The sequence below is a fragment of the Rhizobium sp. CNPSo 3670 genome (genome assembly GCF_057784555.1).
Genome location: NZ_JBXSOL010000008.1, coordinates 18,282 through 34,350 on the forward strand (window position 1 = coordinate 18,282; position 16,069 = coordinate 34,350).

The window sequence follows — 16,069 nt, forward strand, 5'->3', positions numbered from 1 at the left end:
TTAGCACTCCCATCATGATCTGCTCTGCGACGTTGTCAAGATTGTTCAACGATCATTACTCATCGTTCCGCCAAAAACATGCAAAAATGGAGCGTATCTCTCATATTGTTGATCGATACACAATGTCTTAATCAGAGACACCTCCAGCGCGATGGGAGCAGGCGAAGACGTAGCTAACTGATTGTTCAACGATCAAATTGCATCGTTTACTGAAACCGTACTGATTTCCCCACTAAATGGATTTTCCGTTCTCACATTGGCGCTTCCAGTCGCCCATTTTAGTGGTATGCAATGGCCGAGTATCCCCATGCGGCAGAAGAGGTTTCGGTGACCGAAAAAGCTGAGAATCAGCCCTTGGCAGACCGATTGGCGAAGCGCATCCGCGCTTTGTTGATCTCCGGTGAATTGTTACCTGGGCAGCGGGTGTCGGAAGCAGGCTTCAGTGATCGGTTTGAAGTGTCGCGTAACTCACTCCGCGAGGCCTTTCGGCTGCTTACCAAGGACGGATTGCTCCGCCACGAGACCAATCGGGGTGTATTTGTAGCAACACCGAATGTGGCTTCTATCATGGACATCTACCGAGTTCGCCGGATGTTGGAATGCGGCGCGCTTCGGCAAGCCTGGCGACTTCATCCTGCGGTCAAAGCGATGCGCGAGGCTGTGGAGGAGGCGAAGACCAAGCGTGAAGAGCAGGACTGGCATGCAGTAGGAAGTGCGAACATGAAATTTCACAGCGCGATCGTGGACCTAGCAGACAGCGCACGGCTTAGCGATTTCTACGAACGCGTTGCAGCAGAGTTGCGCCTTGGGTTCGGGCTTCTGGATAATCTGGAGCAACTTCACGCACCGTTCATTGATATGAACAACACTATCGTTACCCTGACAGAAAAAGGTGAGAACAGTCAGGCGTGCCACGAGATGGAGACCTACCTCAATCTGTCCGAGCGAGCACTCTTAAAGGCGTTCGAGCGGGCATCCTATCTCGGCTGAGATTTCACAACGATGCGCTCTCGGCGACATCGGTGAACGAAGTCAAACGTTCATGTCGTCAGCGACCGCCAGCCAGACCTGCTGGAGCTCTTCGTTTTCGTTGGATCAGGCGCCGGCAGCAGCCGCCCACTCATCGCGCTCGCGCTGCACTTCGCGGCGCTTGGTGACGATCGATGCGCAGATAACGCCGACCGCGACGATGGCGATCAGGATCGTGCAGATCGCGTTGATCTCGGGCGTCACCCCAAGGCGCACCTGGCTATAGATCTTCATCGGCAGTGTGGTTGCGCCGGGGCCGGAGGTGAAGCTTGCAATCACGAGGTCGTCAAGCGACAGCGTGAAAGCCAGGATCCAGCCCGAAAACACCGCCGGCGAGATGATCGGCAGCGTGATCTCGAAGAAGGTCCGCACCGGCGGCGCACCCAGATCCTGGGCGGCTTCCTCAATGGACTGGTCGAAGCTCAAGAGCCGTGACTGCACGACAACGGCGACGAAGCACATGGTCAGCGTCGTATGCGCCAGCGTGATCGTCCAGAAGCCGCGGTCGAAGCCGATCGCCACGAAGAGCAGCAGCAGCGACAGACCGGTGATGACTTCCGGCATGACGAGCGGCGCATAGACCATTCCCGAAAAGAGCATGCGGCCGCGGAAGCGGCTATAGCGCACCAGCGTCAGCGCCGCCATCGTGCCGAGGACGGTCGCGAAGGTGGCCGACAGCAGACCGACACGGATCGTTACCCAGGCGGCATCGAGCAGGGCCTGGTTCGAGAGCAGCGAGACATACCATTTGGTGGAGAAGCCACCCCAGACGGTGACGAGCTTCGATTCGTTGAAGGAAAAGACCACCAGCAGCACGATCGGCAGATAGAGGAAGGCAAAGCCGAGCACGACGGAGATGATGTTGAAACGGGTCCATCTCAGCATGGCTTACTTCCCCCGCTCTTCGGCCTTGGCCTGGACATTCTGGAAGAAAACGATCGGGATCACCAGGATCATCAGCAGGATGGTTGCGACCGCCGAGGAGACCGGCCAGTCTCTGTTCGCGTTGAATTCGTTCCAGAGCGTCTTGCCGATCATCAGCGTCTGCGAACCGCCGAGAAGATCGGGAATGACGAACTCGCCGACGGCAGGGATGAAGACCAGCATGCAGCCGGCAACCACACCGGGGATCGACAGTGGGAAGGTGACGCGCCAGAAGGCCTGGATCGGCGTGCAGCCGAGATCCTGCGCTGCCTCGATCAGCGTGCCGTCCATCTTTTCGAGCGCCGAATAGAGCGGCAGCACCATGAAGGGCAGATAGGAATAGACGATGCCGATATAGACGGCGGTGGTGGTGTTGAGGATGATCAATGGGCTGTCGATCACATGCAGCGACAGGAGAAGCTGGTTCAGCAGCCCTTCGGGCTTCAGGATAGCGATCCAGGCGTAAACGCGGATCAAGAAGCTCGTCCAGAACGGCAGGATGACGAGCATCAAAAGCGTCGGCCGCATGCGGCGCGGGGCCTGAGCCATGCCATAGGCGATCGGATAGGCGATCAGCAGCATCAGCAAAGTCGAGACCGCCGCGATGATGACGCTCGAGAGATAAGCGTTGAAATAGAGCGGATCGTCGGTGAGATAGCCGTAATTATCGAAGGAGAAGGTCGCGACCTTGCTCCAGAAACCACCCCAGCCATCGGCAAAGGAGAAGACCGGCTCGTAGGGTGGGATGGCGATTGCCGTCGTCGACAGGGAAATACGGAAGACGATGAAGAACGGCGCCAGAAAGAAGAGCAGCAGCCAAGCATAGGGGATAATGATGACGAGACGGTTGTAAAGGCGAGATGCGAAAGTTTCCATAGCCTCAGTCCTTCAGCAGCACGCCGCCATTCTCGTCGAACGAAACCCAGACCTCCTGATCATAGGTGAAAGGGTCTTCGACGGAACGCTGCGCGTTGAGGGAAGAGGCTCTGACGAATTTGCCGCCCGGCAGCTTAATGTGGAAGACGGTCATGTCGCCGAGATAGGCGATATCCCAGATCTCGCCCTTGGCGGCATTGACCGAGGCGTTCGCGGGGGCCGTGCGCGTCACGCGAATCTTTTCCGGGCGGATAGCAAAACCGACCGTGCTGCCGGTCGCCGGCGCCTCCGTGGCGGCAGTCCGGATCGTCAGGCCGCTTTCGACTGATATCTCGACCGCCCCGCTTCCAGACGTCGTCACCTTGCCGTCGAAGATATTCACGTCGCCGATGAAGTCCGCGACAAAGCGGCAATTCGGCGCCTCGTAGATTTCGCCCGGCGTTGCCACCTGCACGACCTGGCCGTGGCTCATGACCGCGATGCGGTCGGCCATGGTCATCGCCTCTTCCTGATCATGGGTGACCACAACGAAGGTGAGGCCGAGCGTCTGCTGCAGGTCCATCAGTTCGAACTGGGTTTCCTCGCGCAGCTTCTTGTCGAGCGCGCCGAGCGGTTCATCGAGCAGCAGCACTTTCGGGCGTTTGGCGAGCGAGCGGGCGAGCGCGACGCGCTGGCGCTGACCGCCGGAGAGCTGGTTCGGTTTGCGTGAGGCAAACTGCTCCAGCTTTACGAGCTTCAGCATCTGCGTCACGCGCTCGACTATTTCGTCCTTCGGCATGCCGTCCTGCTTGAGGCCGAAGGCGATATTCTTCTCGACGGTCATATGCGGAAAAAGCGCGTAGGACTGGAACATCATATTGACCGGCCGCTTGTAGGGCGGCGTGCCGGCGAGGTCGGTGCCATCGAGGATGATCTCGCCCGAGCTCGGCTGCTCGAAGCCGGCGAGCATGCGTAGAAGCGTCGACTTGCCGCAGCCGGAGGCGCCGAGCAGAGCAAAGAACTCGCGATGATAAATGTTCAGCGACAGATCATCGACGGCGGTGAAATTGCCGAAACGCTTGGTGACATTCTTGAAGGCTATGAAAGGTTTTGCAGAAGGATCGGTCCAGGGTGCGAAGGCGCGGCGGATATTGCCCAAAGATTTCATCATATTCCCCGAGAATAAGTTTTCAGCCGGCCTCCACCCCGGCCGGTAATTGAAAGGCCCGGACGTTTCCGTCCGGGCCTGGCACCAACCTACTGGCCGGTCACGACCTTCGTCCAGATCCGCGTCGCCGTGCGTTGGGTCTTCGGATCCCACGGCTTGACCGTGAACAGGTTCTTCATCACCGCGTCGGTCGGATAGACGGCCGGATCTTCCAGCACTTCCTTGCTGACGAACTGCTGCGAGGCCTTATTGCCGTTGGCATAGAAGGTGTGGTCGCTCGCCTTGGCGATGACCTCGGGCTTCATCAGGTAGTTCAGGAATTCGTGCGCCTCGGCCACATGCTTGGCATCGGCCGGGATTGCCATCATGTCGAACCACATCTGGGCGCCCTGCACGGGGATCGAATAGTTGACCTCGACACCGTTCTTGGCCTCGGCCGCGCGGTCGCGGGCCTGCAGCATGTCGCCGGAATAGCCGAAGGCGATGCAGATATCGCCATTGGCAAGGGCGTTGATATATTCGGAGGAGTGGAACTTGCGGATATAAGGGCGCACCGCCGTCAGCAATTCCTCGACCTTCTTGAAATCTTCGGCCTTGGTCGAGTTCGGATCGAGGCCGAGATAACGCAGCGCCGTGGTCATCACGTCCTTCGGCGTGTCGAGCACGTAGATGCCGCAATCCTTGAACTTCTCGGCCACCTTCGGGTCGAATATCACTTCGAGACCTGGCTTGGCATCAGGCCCGAGGATTTCTGCGACCTTCTTGACGTTATAGCCGATCCCGTCGGTGCCCCACATGTAGTCGACAGCGTATTCGTTGCCCGGATCGTAGGCAGCGGTGCGCTCCTGGATCACATCCCACATGTTGGAAAGGTTCGGCAGCTTGGATTTGTCGAGTTTCTGGAAGACGCCAGCCTGGATCTGACGCTGCAGGAAGTCGGCCGTGGGAACTACGACGTCATAACCGGTGCCGCCGGCAAGCAGCTTGGTTTCGACAGTCTCATTGGAATCGAACGTGTCGTAGACGACCTTGATGCCGGTTTCCTTGGTGAAATCGGCAAGGATGCTGTCGTCGATATAATCCGACCAGTTGTAGACGTTAACGACGCGCTCCTGCGCAACGGCCGGCGCGGCGGCAAGGAGCGCGGCGATGGCTGCGGCCGTCACGGTTGCGATGGTTGACCTCATGAATTCTCCTGTTTGTTCGAAGAGCCCGCATCCCGCGAACATCTTTTTCCCTCTGGTTTTGTCCGCAGACTAAGAAGGAATTTCTAAGCCCACAAGCGCAAAAACTGCGCCTTCAATCATTTCACAATCACTGGAAGTCGAAGGCGCTGAGACCCGCCACCATCTCGTCGAGCCCGAGCGGCCGCGTTACCGGCGGCTCGGCGCGGGAAAGGCAGCCGCGCCGCTCGCAGAGACGACAGGCCGGGCCGATTGCAACCGGATCGAGCGCCGCCGCCTGCCCGTAGACCACGCCGTCTGCAAGAGCGGCATCGCAGCCGACCAGGATCGCAGTGCGTCTGATTCTTTCGCCGAATTCGACGCTCGGCCCCTCCAGGGTGCGCGCGACCGTCAGGAAGGACGCGCCATCTTGCATGACCACTGTCTCGGCAAGAATCTGGCCCGGCTGCAGGAAGGCGGCGTGGATATTGAGCTTCGGACAGCCGCCGCCGAAACGGGCCTGCGGAAAGCCTTGGGCGCCAGCTCGCCGCAGCCGATGGCCGGCCGCATCGATCTCGATCAGGAAGAAGGGGATTGCTGCCGCGCCGGGTCGCTGCATCATCGTCAGACGCGTTGCCGCATGGCCGAAGGAGACGCCGAAACGCGTCCGAAGAATATCGATGTCGTAACGCGTCGCCTTGGCCGCCGAAAGGAAGGCTTCATAGGGCATGGCCAGCGCCAGTGCCGCAATGCGGGCAAACTCGAAGCGGGCGATGCGGCGCGCCTCGGCGGAGGAAAGTTGGAGATCGTCGAGCTCGGCATCGATGGCCGGCAGCAAGGCAAGGGTCGCTGCCTCGACCGCTATCTCGTGCGCACGATCGGCCGGCGACAGGCGTTCCGAAATGAAAAGCCGCATCGAATGGCGATCGAAACGGCGGCGCAGATCCGGCATGACGTGCACGGGTAAGACGCGCACCGCAATGCCGCGTTCGGCGCGCAGCCAGTCCTTCAGTCCCGCCGCAAGATCGAGGCCGCCGGGCACCGTCGCAGCAAAGGCTTCCGCCGCTGCCTCGATCCGTCCGAAATAGCCGGATCGGCGCTCCAGCGCCTCGCGCAGCTCGTCCAGCGGCAGTCGGCCGGCGGCAACGGGCGCATGCCCCTCGGCCGCCATCAGCACTGTCAGATCGGATAGCCGCGCGGCCTGTTCGCGGTAGGCACGATAAAGCTTGATCATGCCGCTTGCGGCATTCGGCGCCGCTTCAGCCACCTCCACCAGTTCCTGGTCACCGGGCAGTTCGCCTGATAGCAGCGGGTCGGCGAAGACCTCCTTCAGCTGACCGAGACTGCCGCCGGTCTGTCCCCGCAACTCCTCCAGATCGATCCGGTAGACGGCCGCAAGCTTCAGGAGCAGCTGAACCGTCAACGGCCGCTGGTTGCGTTCGATCAGGTTCAGGTAGGAAGGCGAAATCTCCAGCGCCTCGGCCATGGCGGTCTGCGTCAGCGCCAGCGCATTGCGAATGCGCCGCAGTTTAGGGCCTGCGAAGATCTTCCGTTCCGCCATGTCACACCTTTGACAAAGAACAGGGGCGCTTAATTTTACAAAACTTTACTACTTTACAGCGCCCCTCTGTCAATCCTCGTCATCTTAACCTCTTTCCGGTCCGAAAATCAAAGGTTTTTCTGGCCATAACGGCGCAAATTGTCAATCTTGTCATTCATTCACGCAATGACGATTTTCAGTGAGGAAAGCCCGCATGACCGATTTTTACAAGCTTGTCCGAAATGCGCCAGCAGGCCGCTTTGACGGTATCGAACGGCCCTATTCCGCCGCTGACGTAGAGCGGCTGAGAGGCTCGGTGGCGCTCAGCCATACGCTCGCCGAAATGGGGGCGGATCGCTTGTGGCAGCTCATTCATCAGGAAGACTTCGTCAATGCGCTCGGCGCGCTCTCCGGCAACCAGGCCATGCAGATGGTGCGCGCCGGGCTGAAGGCGATCTATCTCTCCGGCTGGCAGGTGGCGGCCGACGCCAATACCGCATCGGCGATGTATCCCGACCAGTCGCTTTATCCCGCCAATGCCGGGCCGGAACTCGCCAAGCGCATCAATCGCACGCTGCAGCGCGCCGATCAGATCGAGACCGCAGAGGGCAACGGCCTTTCCGTCGAGACCTGGTTTGCACCGATCGTTGCCGATGCGGAAGCCGGTTTTGGTGGGCCGCTCAACGCTTTCGAGATCATGAAGGCCTATATCGAGGCGGGTGCGGCAGGCGTCCATTTCGAGGACCAACTCGCTTCGGAGAAGAAATGCGGCCATCTCGGCGGCAAGGTGCTGATCCCGACGGCCGCCCATATCCGCAATCTCGACGCCGCCCGGCTTGCTGCCGACGTCATGGGCGTGGCGACCCTGGTCATCGCCCGCACCGATGCGGAAGCAGCAAAACTGCTGACGTCTGACATCGATGAGCGCGACCAGCCCTTCGTCGACTACGATGCCGGGCGCACGGTCGAAGGCTTCTATCAGGTCAGAAACGGCATCGAGCCCTGCATCGCCCGTGCCGTCGCCTATGCGCCGCATTGCGACCTGATCTGGTGCGAGACCTCGAAGCCGGATCTGGAGCAGGCTCGCCGTTTTGCCGAGGGTGTCCACAAGGTCCATCCGGGCAAGCTGCTTGCCTATAATTGCTCGCCATCGTTCAACTGGAAGAAGAACCTCGACGAGGCGACGATCGCCAAGTTCCAGCGCGAGCTCGGCGCAATGGGCTACAAATTTCAGTTCATCACGCTCGCCGGCTTCCACCAGCTGAACTATGGCATGTACGAGCTGGCGCGCGGCTACAAGCAGCGGCAGATGTCGGCCTATTCCGAATTGCAGCAGGCCGAATTCGCCGCGGAAGTGAACGGCTATACCGCCACCAAACATCAACGCGAGGTCGGCACCGGCTATTTCGACGCCGTGTCGCTCGCCATCACCGGCGGCCGGTCTTCGACCACGGCCATGCACGATTCAACCGAACATGCGCAGTTCAAACCGGCTGCGGAATGACCCGAAGAGGAGGATAGATCATGGCATCCATCGCACGCGTCCGCGAACGGGCCGAAGAGCAGGCATCGAGCATGAGCGAGGATCAGCAGACGACGATCCGCATGCTCGCCAATGACCTGCATCGGCTGAACCAATCCGTCATGAAGGCCGTCGAGGCCGGCGTTTCTGTCGAACTGGTGCGCTCGGCCCGTCACCACGGCGGCGACGGCAACTGGGGCGACCTGTTGATCCCGGTCGTCGTCACCAACCGGCACTGACGAAATAGGCGGCAGCCCGGGCACGTCGCTCGGATTGCGCTCGGTCACAGCGTCCGCGCCGCGAAAGAATGCGCGGACGCCCTATCGTCTTCCAGTCTTCCCGGGCCGGGTATCAGCCGCGGCTCGGACGCTTGCCGGCGAAAAGGTCGGCATAGCTTCTAACGAGCTTCGTCATGCGGTCGGCGACCGTGCGGATCTCCGGGCGATGGCGATCCTCGGCATTCATGACGATCCATTGACGATGACGCAATTCCGGCAATTCGCCGCCTTGGCGCTGCAATTCGGGATGAAGATCGCCGACGAAACAGGGAAGCACCGTCTTGCCGGCGCCGGCGCGCACCAGATCCGGCAGCGAGCGCGGCCGGTTGACGGTGGCGACGATATCAGCCGCGGCATGGGAATGCGGCCAGCGCAGATAGGCCGAGATCGCCTCCTCCTCGCCGACGGCAATCCAGCGCTCGTCGGTCTCGACTGCATTTCGCCTGACATAGACGGCGTATGCCACCTCTCCAAGCTGGCGGGCGGCCAGATTGGGTTCCTCCGGCTCGAAAGCGCGAATGCCGATGTCGCTCTCGCGATAGGCAAGGCTTGCCCGCGCCTCACCGATGGTGAGCGCAATGGCGAAGGCATCGCCCGGCATGCGGATGGCAGCGAAATTCTCCGTCAGAAGCCAGGCGACCCAGGTGCCTGCGGTGATCCTGACTGTCGTGCCGCCCTCACCCGATTGCCGCCAGGCTTCGACCTTGCGGGCGGCGGCTTCCATCTCTTGAAGGTGATCGAGCAGCGCCTGGCCATCCCGCGTCAGCCGATAACCTGTCTGGCTGCGGGAAAACAGGGTGCGGCCGACCTCCTGTTCGAGATCGAGCATGCGCCGGCCGATGGTCGCGGGGCTAAGACCGCTGGCGGCACTGGCCCCCGTCAGACCGCCAAGGCGGGCCACCTGCAGGAAAAGCTGATAGGAATCCCAATTCGCGTTTTTCATCAGTGAAAAACATAGCGTGGATTTCCCTGTTTATGAAGAGAAATTCGATGCTTAAATCAAGAGATGTCTTTGAGTAGGAAAGGACATCTCATGATCGACATGATCACCATCGCAGGCGTGCATGGATTTCGCCACCATCGCCCGCCGAGCAACAGCAAGGCGGATGAGGATCGATTCTATGACGAGTTCGGAGACAGCGGCACCATTCGCTTCGCCGCCTGGCTGACCTCGCTCGACCTCATCATCAGGCGCGTGGTGTCAAAGCGCCGCAAAGCTGCGGCGCAGTCTTGCGGCAGTCGCGGCCGGGTTCCTCAGGCGACTTTCCTTGCGCCGAGGTGAGCGGCCGCGGGCTCGGCGCCAATACGGAAGCGTTCGATCAGCGCCATCAGCGTATCGGCCTCGCCGGCGAGCAGACGGCTTGCCTGCGTGGTCTCGGCAACCATCGAGGCGTTCTTCTGGGTCATCTGGTCCATGGCGTTGACGGAGCCGTTGACCTCCTGCAGCGCGGCCGACTGATCGCGGCTGGCAGTGGCGATGGTCTCGACATGGCCGCTGATCGCGATGATCTCCTGGCTGATCGAGGCAAGAACGCCGCCGGTCTTCTGGACGAGTTCCGAGCCTGCCGTCACTTCCCGGCTCGACGTTTCGATCAACGACTTGATCTCGCGCGCCGCATCGGCTGAACGCTGGGCGAGTTCGCGGACTTCCTGGGCGACGACGGCAAAGCCTTTGCCCGCCTCGCCGGCCCGCGCCGCTTCGATGCCGGCATTCAGCGCCAGAAGGTTGGTCTGGAAGGCGATATCGTCGATCACCTCGATGATCTGCTCGATACGCTGCGAAGCCTCTTCGATACGCTCCATGGCGGCGACGGCATCGCCGACCACGGTGCCGGAATTGTCGGCCGTCTTCTTGGTCGCGGCGACGACGCTGTTGGCTTCGCGGGCACGCTCGGCGGAGGAGCGAACCGTCACTGTGATCTCCTCCACCGCGGCGGCGGTCTCCTCCAGGCTCGCCGCCTGCGCCTCGGTGCGCTTCGAAAGCTCGCCGGCGGAGGCCGAAACGGCGCTGCTGTTGCGCTGGATCGTCGAAGCGCTGTCGCGGATACCGGAAAGCGTATCCTGGAGCCGCAGCAGCGACGCGTTGAAATCGACGCGCAGTTGTTCCAGCCGGCCGATAAAGGGCGTGCCGATCGTTTGCGAGACATCGCCCTGGGACAGGCGCCCGAGGCCGGCCGCAAGCTGGCTGACGGCAAAATCGATCTGGCTGTCGAGCGAGCGCTTGTCGGCATCATTGCGGGCGCGTTCCGCGTCGCTCAAGGCGCGCTGTTCGACCGCTTCGGTTTCCAGATCGCGCCTGGCGCGGGCGCTGTCGCGGAAAAGCGCCAGGGCTCGGCCGATATCGCCGAACTCGTTCTTCTTCTCAAGACAAGGGATCGTCCCTTCGAGATCGCCCGAGGAGATCGAGTGGACGCTGGCGGTCAGCGCCTGCAAAGGCTTCACCGACAGGCGGATCGCATAAAAGGCGAGTACACCGACGAGCAGCATGACGATGGCGCCGATGCCGAGAATCAGGATCTGCAGCTCATTCATGCGTTTGTAATAGAATTCCATCGGAATGCCGATGAAGAGAATACCAACATTGGCATTGGATGCGTTCTTGATCGGGAAATAGCCGGTCATGAACTTGCGGCCGAATAGCTCGGCCGGGCCGTAATAGGCCTCACCCCTGGCAAGAACCGGCTGAGCCGGGTGCTCGGCTGCGAGCTTGGTGCCGACGGCGCGCTCGCCGTTTTCTTTCTTGACGTTCGTGGAGATGCGGACGTAGTCGCTGCCCTGCTTCTGGAAAATGGTCGCGACGCCGGCGATCGACTGCGCGGTGCGATCGACAAGCGAATGATCGGCAAGGGCTGGAACCGCATCCTCGGTGACGGCGGAGAGCTGATTGTCCTTCACCGCAATCTTCGCCGCCGGATCAGCCGCGCCGTAAAGGACAGCCATGGCGCGGGCGGCATCCCTGGCGTCGGAGACGGCCCCGTCCATCACATGACGGCTGAGATTGTAATAGGTTGCGCCGACAATGGCGGCCGTGCTGATCGCCAGCAGAAACAGCGTGATCGCAACGATCTGTCGCACGATAGACGTAGAAAAAAGGCGCAGCATCGTAACCCCCGGCCGGCATGACAAATGCTAAATTAAGCCAAAAGCGTTAAGGAAAAATTTTCCGTAAATCAGAGCGGCGAGAAGCGCGATTCTGCACACAAAAGAAAACGGCCCCGGGAAGAACCGGGGCCGTTCGGACGTGAAGTGATCGCGATCAGGCGGCGCGATAAACCTGGGCTTCGGCCGCCTCGCCGTGGATCTTGAACTGCTGGATCAGGCGGCGCAGCGCGTCAGCCTCGTCGGCTAGTTCGCGGCTGGCGGCCGTCGTCTCCTCGACCATCGCGGCGTTCTTCTGCGTCATCTGGTCCATCTGATTGACCGTCGAGTTGACGCTCTGCAGCGCGTTGGATTGGTCGTGGCTGGCGCGAGCGATCATCTCGACATGCTGGCTGATCGTGACGATCTGGGCGCTGATCTTCGCAAGCACGGTGCCGGTTTCCTGGACGAACTGCGAGCCGGAGCTGACCTCGCTGGTCGACTTGTTGATCAGGCCCTTGATCTCCTGCGCAGCCGCCGCGGAGCGCTGGGCAAGTTCGCGGACTTCCATGGCGACGACGGCGAAGCCCTTGCCGGCCTCGCCGGCGCGGGCCGCCTCGATGCCGGCGTTGAGCGCCAGCAAATTGGTCTGGAAGGCGATCTCGTCGATGACGCCGATGATCTGCTCGATCTGACGCGAGGCCTCCTCGATGCGGCCCATGGCGTCAATCGCATTGCTGACGACGACCGCGGAATCGTCGGCGCTGCGTTTGGCCTGGCGGACGATCTGGTCCGCGTCCTTGGCGCGTTCGGCCGACGAGCGGACAGTGACGGTGATCTGATCGACGGCTGCGGCGGTCTCTTCGAGCGAGGCAGCCTGCTGTTCCGTGCGCTTGGAGAGATCCTCGGCCGAGTGGGCCATCTGGTTGCCGTTGCCCTGGATCAATTCGACGTTGTCGCGGATCTGGCTCATTGTTGCCTGCAGGCGCAGCATCGAACCGTTGAAATCCTGACGAAGTTGTTCGAGTCGGCCGATGAAGGGGGTATCGATCGTAGTCGAGATATCGCCCTGCGACATGCGCTCGAGGCCGGCCGCAAGTGCGTTGACCGCGAACTCGATCTGACGGTCCATCTCGCGCTTTTCGGCATCGTTGCGCTGGCGCTCGTGCTCGGCGGCAGCGCGCTCCTCGTCGCTCTGTTCCTCGATGCGAATCTTCGAGATGGCATTTTCCTTGAAGATGCCGAGCGCCCGGGCCATGTCGCCGATTTCGTCATAGCGCTGCTCGCCCGTTATGCTGGTATCCAGGGCTCCGTCGGCAATGCGGCGCATCGCGGCGGTGATCTGGCTGATCGGGCGCTGCAGCGTCAGCACCAGGGCGATGCCGCCGAGGATCGACAGAAGAATGCCGAGGCCAGTGGTCATGACGGAGATGCTGTTTGCCTGGGTGCGCTCGGTTCCGGCTGTCTGCTTCTGCAGTTCGGCGAAATCAGTGAGCTTCTTCCAGATCTCGTCGAGTTCCTGTCGCGCCGCGGCATAGGCCGTCACGCGCTCGCCGATCGTATCGACGATCTTCGAACCGCCGCCCGATATGACGTCAAGCGCCGGCTTGATCGCGTCCGATATGCCTTCGGCAAAGCCCATTCCCTTGGCGCTGGTGGCCAGCACCTCCATGTCCTTGCCGAGCGTGCCGGTCTGCTGCTGCAGACGGACCAGATTGTCCTTGCTTGAATTGGCGAGGAAATCGGAAAGGACGATCTGCAGCGCATAGACCGAATTTTCCAGGCGCCGCGTATCCTGAAGAACGGAATTGGTCTGGCCAATGCGGCCCTCGAGTTCAGCAAAACTCTGTGTCGCCTGACGCATCATTTGCGTCGCGGTCAACTGTGTATAAGTCGAGGTCTGACGGAAGCGCGAAATGAGGCGGCCGAGTTCGGTGATGTTCTCGTCGGTCGGGCTGGGCATCTGGGCGATCGCCTTAATGCCGTCGATGGTCGCTGCCAGCGCGTCGATGACATTCTTCTGATTGGCCGGAACCGAAATGGCGATCAAGCGCTGCGACTTGATGATCGCGGGCATCTGTTCGTTGATGAAGGCGATCTTTTCCTCAGGCGTCTGCGGCTTGGCGTAGCCGCTGGCCACGGTGCCGAAGAAATCGCCGCCCTTCAATAGGCGGTCGGCAGTGCGCAGCGTTATGGTGGCAGCGCCTTCATCGCGCTGGAGCGCGGTCTGCAATTCCTCGGCCTGATAGGAGACCGTGAAACGGGTGCTGATCAGGCTCTTCTGCGCCGCATCGATCTGCTCATGCAGCGCCTGTTCCTGCTCGTGCAACGCCCAGAGCTTGTCGACGACGCCCGAAATCTCCTTGGTGCGGCTCGAAGCTTCCGCGAGGCTGTCCCGGCCGGCAGCCTGTTCACCGACCTGGTCGAGCGTCTGATCGAGCACGCCCTGCTGCATCTTCAGATCCGACAGCAGCTTGTCGCGCGCCTCGGGGCTGGTGACGCGCAGGAAATCGTCCATCGAACCGTAGAGATCCTTGAACCCGCTCAGCGACTGCAGCACGCTATTGGATATTTCCATGCGGCCCTGAAGAAGGCCGGATGCGTAAAGGCCGGTCAATCCCACCGCCGAAATGGTAACGACAAAGGGCAGAACGAAGATCAAAACCTTGGTCTTGATCCTGAAACGGGAAAGAATCTTGTCAATCAACATGGCGTTCCGGGCCTTTCATACACTACTCCTCCCGCCGGCAGCCATAAGGCGCGCCAGCCGAGTGCACATCGAATTATTCTCTTTCCATCGGGGGACCTGGAGGCCAGGCGGCAGTCATTGCCAGTTCATGTCCAAGCAAACTTGGAAACGCCCAAATAATCGCGGGCGATTGTGTCAGATTAGATATTAATTTTCAGATAAGCGGTAATGGTGACTTAAGCCAACACGGTGAAATAATTGCAGATTATGCGCCACGCGGGCGCAGCGTCGCGATCGGAGGCCGGCAAGTTTGCTTTCAGATGGGCGGGCAGGATCAGATGAGGTTGGCTAGCAGCAGCGCCAGGCTTGCGGCGGTCGCGCCGGCTGCGAGCATCAGGTATCGCAGGCTGGCGATGCGGGCGTCGGGTTTTGCCTGGGCGATTGCGATGGCGCGGGCGCGTCGTGCGTTTCTGTTCATGCTCGAAACCTCACTCTTGTGACACAACAGTCCAACAAAAAGGCCTGCCGGTAAAGCTTGATTTGGGAAAAGCTTTCAGATCCGGCAATTGAGACAGGATGGCGCACCTCTCTTAAGAAGTCTTGAATCGTTATTGCGGATATTTCTACGCAGATTCGCCGGCGGCAAAACCGGAAGCCCAGGCCCATTGGAAATTATAGCCGCCGAGCCAGCCGGTGACGTCAACACATTCACCGACGAAATAAAGGCCGGGAACGGTCTTTGCTTCCATGCTGCGGGAATCGAGGCCCGCGGTGTCGATGCCGCCGAGCGTCACCTCGGCAGTGCGATATCCTTCCGAGCCGGATGGTTTGATGATCCAGTTCTGGGCGCTGGCGGCCAGCCGCTGCAGCGCCTTGTCCGGCAGGTCGGCCATATTACCGGCGATCTTTTCCCGCTCGACGAGAAACTGGGCCAGCCGCTTCGGCAGGATATCGCCGAGAGCTGTCTGGGCCGACTGGCGGCCATTCAGCTGCTTCGCCGTCTTCAAATGCGCCGATATGTCGACATCCGGTTCGACTGCAACGACGATTTCATCACCCTCCCGCCAGTAGGAGGAAATCTGCAGGATGGCGGGGCCGCTTAAACCCCGGTGGGTAAACAGCAGCGCTTCACGGAAGGCAGTGCGGCCGTGGCGGATTTTGGCGGGGGCCGATATGCCGGCAAGCGGCGCAATGCTTGCAAGCATGCCTGGATCCAGCGTCAGCGGCACGAGAGCCGGGCGGGTTTCGAGCACGGTGAGGCCGAACTGTTCGGCAAGGCGATAGGCAAAGCCGGTGGCACCCATCTTCGGGATCGATTTGCCGCCGGTCGCCACGATGAGAGAGGATGCCTCGAAGACGCCTTCGCCCGTGGAGACGCGGAAGCCTGCCTCCCTCCTCTCGACGCCGGATATTTCGGTGCCGAGATGCAGGCCCGCGCCGACCGCGCGCATCTCGTCCAGCAGCATACGGATGATGTCCTTGGCGCTGTCATCGCAGAACAACTGGCCGAGCGTCTTTTCATGCCATGCAATGCCGTGCCGATCGACCATGGCGATGAAATCGGCGGGCGTGAAACGGGCAAGCGCCGACTTGCAGAAATGCGGATTGGCGGAAAGGAAATTCCTCGGTCCGGCATGGATATTGGTGAAATTGCAGCGGCCGCCGCCTGATATGCGGATCTTCTCGCCAGGCGCCTTCGCATGGTCGATGACCACGACCGAGCGGCCGCGTCTGCCCGCGCGAATGGCCGCCATCATGCCGGCGGCTCCGGCGCCGATGACGATGACGTCGCTTTTGTGCTGCAAACCTTTTTCCCCGATCCA

Annotated in this window: 14 protein-coding genes; 4 read left to right on the forward strand and 10 right to left on the reverse strand. The window is 60.9% G+C overall.

Features of this window, described 5'->3' with window-relative positions; all coding sequences use genetic code 11:
* Window positions 1-327: 327 nt before the first annotated feature.
* A complete protein-coding gene (locus AC13QO_RS10085) occupies window positions 328-990 on the forward strand; it encodes a GntR family transcriptional regulator (protein WP_085779966.1) in 663 nt (220 codons plus the stop codon).
* A gap of 105 nt (window positions 991-1,095) precedes the next feature.
* Here the strand turns inward: AC13QO_RS10085 and AC13QO_RS10090 are convergent, their stop codons facing one another.
* From AC13QO_RS10090 to AC13QO_RS10110, 5 genes are all read right to left on the reverse strand, one after another.
* Window positions 1,096-1,914, reverse strand: coding sequence for an ABC transporter permease (locus AC13QO_RS10090; protein WP_085777001.1), 819 nt, complete (start codon window positions 1,912-1,914; stop codon window positions 1,096-1,098).
* Window positions 1,915-1,917: 3 nt separating this feature from the next.
* Complete coding sequence (locus tag AC13QO_RS10095; RefSeq protein WP_085777000.1) at window positions 1,918-2,829, reverse strand: ABC transporter permease subunit; 912 nt, start codon at window positions 2,827-2,829, stop codon at window positions 1,918-1,920.
* 4 nt (window positions 2,830-2,833) lie between these two features.
* Window positions 2,834-3,976: an ABC transporter ATP-binding protein gene (locus tag AC13QO_RS10100; RefSeq protein WP_085779965.1), complete on the reverse strand. Its 1,143-nt coding sequence runs from the start codon at window positions 3,974-3,976 to the stop codon at window positions 2,834-2,836.
* Between the two features lie 89 nt (window positions 3,977-4,065).
* A complete protein-coding gene (locus tag AC13QO_RS10105; RefSeq protein ID WP_488540581.1) occupies window positions 4,066-5,163 on the reverse strand; it encodes a polyamine ABC transporter substrate-binding protein in 1,098 nt (365 codons plus the stop codon).
* Between the two features lie 127 nt (window positions 5,164-5,290).
* Window positions 5,291-6,700 carry a helix-turn-helix domain-containing protein gene (locus tag AC13QO_RS10110; protein WP_085776999.1) on the reverse strand — a complete coding sequence of 470 codons (1,410 nt, stop codon included), beginning with the start codon at window positions 6,698-6,700 and terminating at the stop codon, window positions 5,291-5,293.
* A 193-nt stretch (window positions 6,701-6,893) separates the two neighbouring features.
* Here AC13QO_RS10110 and aceA point away from each other — a divergent pair, with 193 nt between their 5' ends.
* Both aceA and AC13QO_RS10120 read left to right on the forward strand, forming a co-directional pair.
* Window positions 6,894-8,183: an isocitrate lyase gene (aceA, locus tag AC13QO_RS10115; protein ID WP_085776998.1), complete on the forward strand. Its 1,290-nt coding sequence runs from the start codon at window positions 6,894-6,896 to the stop codon at window positions 8,181-8,183.
* A 20-nt stretch (window positions 8,184-8,203) separates the two neighbouring features.
* Window positions 8,204-8,440, forward strand: a complete 237-nt coding sequence (locus tag AC13QO_RS10120) for an SMc00767 family acetate metabolism repressor (protein ID WP_064800722.1) — start codon at window positions 8,204-8,206, stop codon at window positions 8,438-8,440.
* Between the two features lie 112 nt (window positions 8,441-8,552).
* On the opposite strand, the gene AC13QO_RS10125 is transcribed toward AC13QO_RS10120, so the two are convergent.
* Window positions 8,553-9,422 (reverse strand): LysR family transcriptional regulator, encoded by an 870-nt coding sequence (locus AC13QO_RS10125; RefSeq protein ID WP_085776997.1) that lies wholly within the window; start codon window positions 9,420-9,422, stop codon window positions 8,553-8,555.
* 90 nt (window positions 9,423-9,512) lie between these two features.
* Here AC13QO_RS10125 and AC13QO_RS10130 point away from each other — a divergent pair, with 90 nt between their 5' ends.
* Window positions 9,513-9,761, forward strand: coding sequence for a hypothetical protein (locus tag AC13QO_RS10130; RefSeq protein WP_198175495.1), 249 nt, complete (start codon window positions 9,513-9,515; stop codon window positions 9,759-9,761).
* Here AC13QO_RS10130 and AC13QO_RS10135 read toward each other — a convergent pair.
* The 4 genes from AC13QO_RS10135 to AC13QO_RS10150 all read right to left on the reverse strand — a co-directional run bounded on the left by AC13QO_RS10135 (window position 9,734) and on the right by AC13QO_RS10150 (window position 16,051).
* On the reverse strand, window positions 9,734-11,581 hold the full coding sequence (locus AC13QO_RS10135) for a methyl-accepting chemotaxis protein (RefSeq protein WP_488540582.1): 1,848 nt from the start codon (window positions 11,579-11,581) through the stop codon (window positions 9,734-9,736). The genes AC13QO_RS10130 and AC13QO_RS10135 overlap by 28 nt on opposite strands.
* Before the next feature lie 154 nt (window positions 11,582-11,735).
* Window positions 11,736-14,267, reverse strand: a complete 2,532-nt coding sequence (locus AC13QO_RS10140) for a methyl-accepting chemotaxis protein (protein WP_085776994.1) — start codon at window positions 14,265-14,267, stop codon at window positions 11,736-11,738.
* 313 nt (window positions 14,268-14,580) lie between these two features.
* Window positions 14,581-14,724 carry a hypothetical protein gene (locus tag AC13QO_RS10145; RefSeq protein ID WP_198175494.1) on the reverse strand — a complete coding sequence of 48 codons (144 nt, stop codon included), beginning with the start codon at window positions 14,722-14,724 and terminating at the stop codon, window positions 14,581-14,583.
* Window positions 14,725-14,869: 145 nt separating this feature from the next.
* On the reverse strand, window positions 14,870-16,051 hold the full coding sequence (locus AC13QO_RS10150; RefSeq protein ID WP_198175493.1) for a BaiN/RdsA family NAD(P)/FAD-dependent oxidoreductase: 1,182 nt from the start codon (window positions 16,049-16,051) through the stop codon (window positions 14,870-14,872).
* Window positions 16,052-16,069: the final 18 nt, after the last annotated feature.